Genomic DNA, 3281 nt, shown 5'->3' on the forward strand with positions numbered 1-3281 from the left:
ACCGACGACCGGGCGCCCGCGAGCCACGCGTCGGCGCCGGGCTCGGTCCACAGCTCGTACAGCTCGGACGTGTCCGGGTCCGCGAGCACCCGCTCCGCCTGCTCGAGCAGCCAGCGGGTCCGGTCCGGCGTGAGGTGCGGCGCGAACGCCGGGACCAGCGTCTCCTCGTCGGGCACCGCGGCGTGCGGGGCGCCGTGCACGGCCAGCGCGAGCTCCACGAGCGCGAGCGCCGCCTGGCCGCCGTCGGCCTCGACGTACTCGTCGTCCTCGAAGTACGGGTCGACCTCGGCGAAGGTGAACCCGCCGTGCCGGATCATCGCGAGCAGGTCGCCCGCGCCGTCGCTGTCGAACGGCCCCACGCCCCAGGTCCCCATGCCGGCGACTCTAGCGAGGCGCCGACCCGCGTGACGGCCGCCCCGCGGTACACGACCGGCCGCCCGGGCGCCTGGGACCTCGGTGCGAGGGCCCGTCCCGCCCGCCGGGGAGACTCGGGGGACCGACCCAGCCGCCACGGAGGAGTGCCGATCGTGTCCGCCGACGTCCCCGTCACGCCCGCGCCCGCCGCGGGCGTGCGGACCGTGTCCGTCCAGGTCGTGACCCCCGACGGGGTGGCGTGGGAGGGGCCGGTGCGCTCCGTGACCGTGCCGTCGCAGGCCGGGGCGCTCGGGATCCTGGCCCGGCACGAGCCGGTCGCGGCGGTCCTGGTGCGCGGCACGGTGCGGCTGCGCCCGGTCGCCGGGGAGCCGCGGGAGCTCGCGATCACGGGCGGGTTCGTGGTGGTGGACGACGACGACGTGACCGTGCTGGTCGACGCGCTCGCCTGAGGCGGAGCCCCCTGTCGGATTCGAACCGACGACCTGCTGTTTACAAGACAGCTGCTCTGGCCAGCTGAGCTAAGGAGGCGGCGCGCCCCCGCGGGAGCGCGGCGCCCAGCCTAGCGGCCACCCCGCGGCGCCCCCGGCTCAGGGCTGCGGGTCCAGCGCGTCGTACCGCCAGAACCCGCGCTGGGCGCGCACCAGCACCCACAGGATCAGCACGCACGCGAGGCCGCCCACGACGGCCGCGCCGCCCTCGCCGAGCGCGCCCGACGCCCAGCCGAGCAGCAGCTCGCCGAGCCGCGGCCCGCCCGCGACGACCACGACGAACACGCCCTGCAGCCGCCCGCGCATGTCGTCCGGGGTCGCGGTCTGCAGGATCGTCTGCCGGAACACGGCGCTCACCGCGTCGGCGGCGCCCGCGGCGGCCAGCGTGACGACCGCCAGCGCGAGCGCGGCCCACAGCACGTGGTCGGGCTCCGAGCGACCGGCCGCGACGAGCACCGCGCCGAAGGCCGCGACCGCGAGGCCCCAGATCGTGATGGCCACGACGATGATCCGGCCCTGCCAGCGCACCCGGGCCAGCCCGCCGGAGAACAGGCCCGCGAGCATCGCGCCCGCGGCGACCGCCGCCGTCAGGACGCCCGCCGTCGTCTCGCCGCCGCCCAGGTAGACGAGGCCGACGGCCGGGAACAGCACCCGGGGCGACGAGGTGATCATCGCGACCAGGTCGACCAGGAACGTCATGCGGACGTTCGGGCGGGTCCCCAGGTAGCGCAGCCCGTCGAGCACCGACGCCAGGCCGGCCCGCGACCGGCGGGTCTCCGACGGCTCGGGGAGGATCGGCGGCAGCCGGAGCAGCGCCGTGAACGCGAACGTGAACAGCAGGGCGTCGAGCGTGTAGACGATCCCGTAGTCGAGCAGCGCCACCAGCCCGGCGCCGAGCAGCGGCCCGAGCGTGAGGGCGACGTTCCAGCCGACGGTCTGCAGGGCGTTGGCCGCGGGCATCAGCCGGGGCTCGAGCAGCCGCGGGATGATGGCCGACCGCGCGGGGCTGTTCACCGCGCCCGCCCCGGACTGCAGCGCCACCAGCGCGTACAGGACCCCGACGTGGGTGTTGTCGGACCAGCCCTGGATCGCGAGGCCGACGGTGGCGACCCAGCTGACCGCCGAGGCGACCAGGGCGACCTTGCGGCGGTCGGCGTGGTCCACGATCGCCCCGCCGTACAGCCCGAACACCACGAGCGGCACCAGCGCGCACAGCCCGACGACGCCGACCGCGAAGGTCGAGCGGGTCATCTCGTAGACCTGCAGCCCGACCGCGACGACGGTGAGCTGGGCGCCGAGGTTGGCGACCGACAGGCCCCACCACAGCCGGCGGAACTCGGGGCTGACGCGCAGCGGGGTCACGTCGACGAGCAGGGAGGGCACCGCCGGAGTCTACGTGCGGTCTACAGCGATCGGCGGGCGGGTCCCGGGGTCCGGGACCCGCCCGCCGACGGCGGCGCGGGTCAGGCCGTCAGGAGCCGACCGCCTGCAGCAGGGCGTTCGGGTCGGTCCAGTTCTCGGTCCAGATCACGCCGTCGATGGTGATGGTCGGCGTGCCGAAGCTGCCGGTCTGCTCGTTCACCAGGTCCGGGTTCGCGGTGACCTCGTTGGTCGCGGAGGTCACCCACTGCCCGAACCGGTCGAGGGCGCTGCCGTCGGCGATGTCGTCGGCGATGCTGCCGGCCACGCCCGCGTCGCGCGCGATGTCGGCGATCTCGGCGTTGGTCAGGCCGTCCGTGCCCTCGTCCGGCTGGCCGGCGAACAGCTGCTCGCTGAACGCGGCGAACTGGTCCGGCGCCTCGTCGGCGACCAGCGCCGCCGCGGAGGCCGCGCGGGTCGAGTACCCGGTGCCGTTCGAGTACCGGTTGAGGATCGCGATCGGGTGGTAGACGACGGTGGCGGCGCCCTCGGACGCGAGCGAGATGAGGTTGTCGCCGTTGACCTCCTCGAACGCGCCGCAGGCGGGGCACATGTAGTCGAGGTAGACGTCGACGCGGCTGACGCTGTCGTCGACGGCCCCGCCCACGCCCTCCGCGCTGACCGGGATGCCGCCCTCCGGCAGCGCCGTGCTCGGCACGTCGGTCACCTCGCTCAGCGGGGTGTCGGGGTAGTCCGGCAGGGCCTCGTCGGTGCTGCCGCCCGCCTTCGTGAGGAGGAAGATCACCACGCCGACCAGCGCGAGGACCGCGACGGACAGCATGCTGATGCCCAGGACCTTGTTCCGCCGGTCGCGCTTGGCCTGCTGCTCGCGGAGGGCGCGCGCCTGCTCGCGGGCGGCGTCGCGCCGGTCGTTCTTCGACGGCCGGCCCTTGCCGGGGGTCGGGGTGGTGCTCATCTGTCCTGCTCTCCTTCGGTCGGGTCTGCTGCGGTGGCTCAGGCGAGCGCCGCGGGCGGACCCCGGTGCGGGTGCAGGGCGCG

4 protein-coding genes and 1 tRNA gene are annotated in these 3281 nt (G+C 75.4%); 1 reads left to right on the forward strand and 4 read right to left on the reverse strand.

All coding sequences use genetic code 11. The annotated features are described in order from the left end of the window. Positions 1-374, reverse strand: a 374-nt coding sequence (locus tag VER05_RS15105; RefSeq protein WP_324846159.1) for a DUF4259 domain-containing protein, incomplete at its 3' end; no start/stop codon positions are given. A 153-nt stretch (positions 375-527) separates the two neighbouring features. On the opposite strand from VER05_RS15105, the gene atpC reads away from it, so the two are divergent. Next, positions 528-824, forward strand: a complete 297-nt coding sequence (gene atpC, locus VER05_RS15110) for an ATP synthase F1 subunit epsilon (protein WP_324846160.1) — start codon at positions 528-530, stop codon at positions 822-824. Positions 825-829: 5 nt separating this feature from the next. Here the strand turns inward: atpC and VER05_RS15115 are convergent. The 3 genes from VER05_RS15115 to VER05_RS15125 all read right to left on the reverse strand — a co-directional run bounded on the left by VER05_RS15115 (position 830) and on the right by VER05_RS15125 (position 3198). Next, a tRNA-Thr gene (locus VER05_RS15115) sits at positions 830-903 on the reverse strand. Between the two features lie 59 nt (positions 904-962). Continuing rightward, a complete protein-coding gene (locus VER05_RS15120) occupies positions 963-2246 on the reverse strand; it encodes an MFS transporter (protein WP_324846161.1) in 1284 nt (427 codons plus the stop codon). An 88-nt stretch (positions 2247-2334) separates the two neighbouring features. Next, complete coding sequence (locus tag VER05_RS15125) at positions 2335-3198, reverse strand: DsbA family protein (protein WP_324846162.1); 864 nt, start codon at positions 3196-3198, stop codon at positions 2335-2337. Positions 3199-3281: the final 83 nt, after the last annotated feature.

The sequence above is a fragment of the Cellulomonas sp. genome (genome assembly GCF_035634735.1).
Taxonomy (GTDB): domain Bacteria; phylum Actinomycetota; class Actinomycetes; order Actinomycetales; family Cellulomonadaceae; genus Cellulomonas.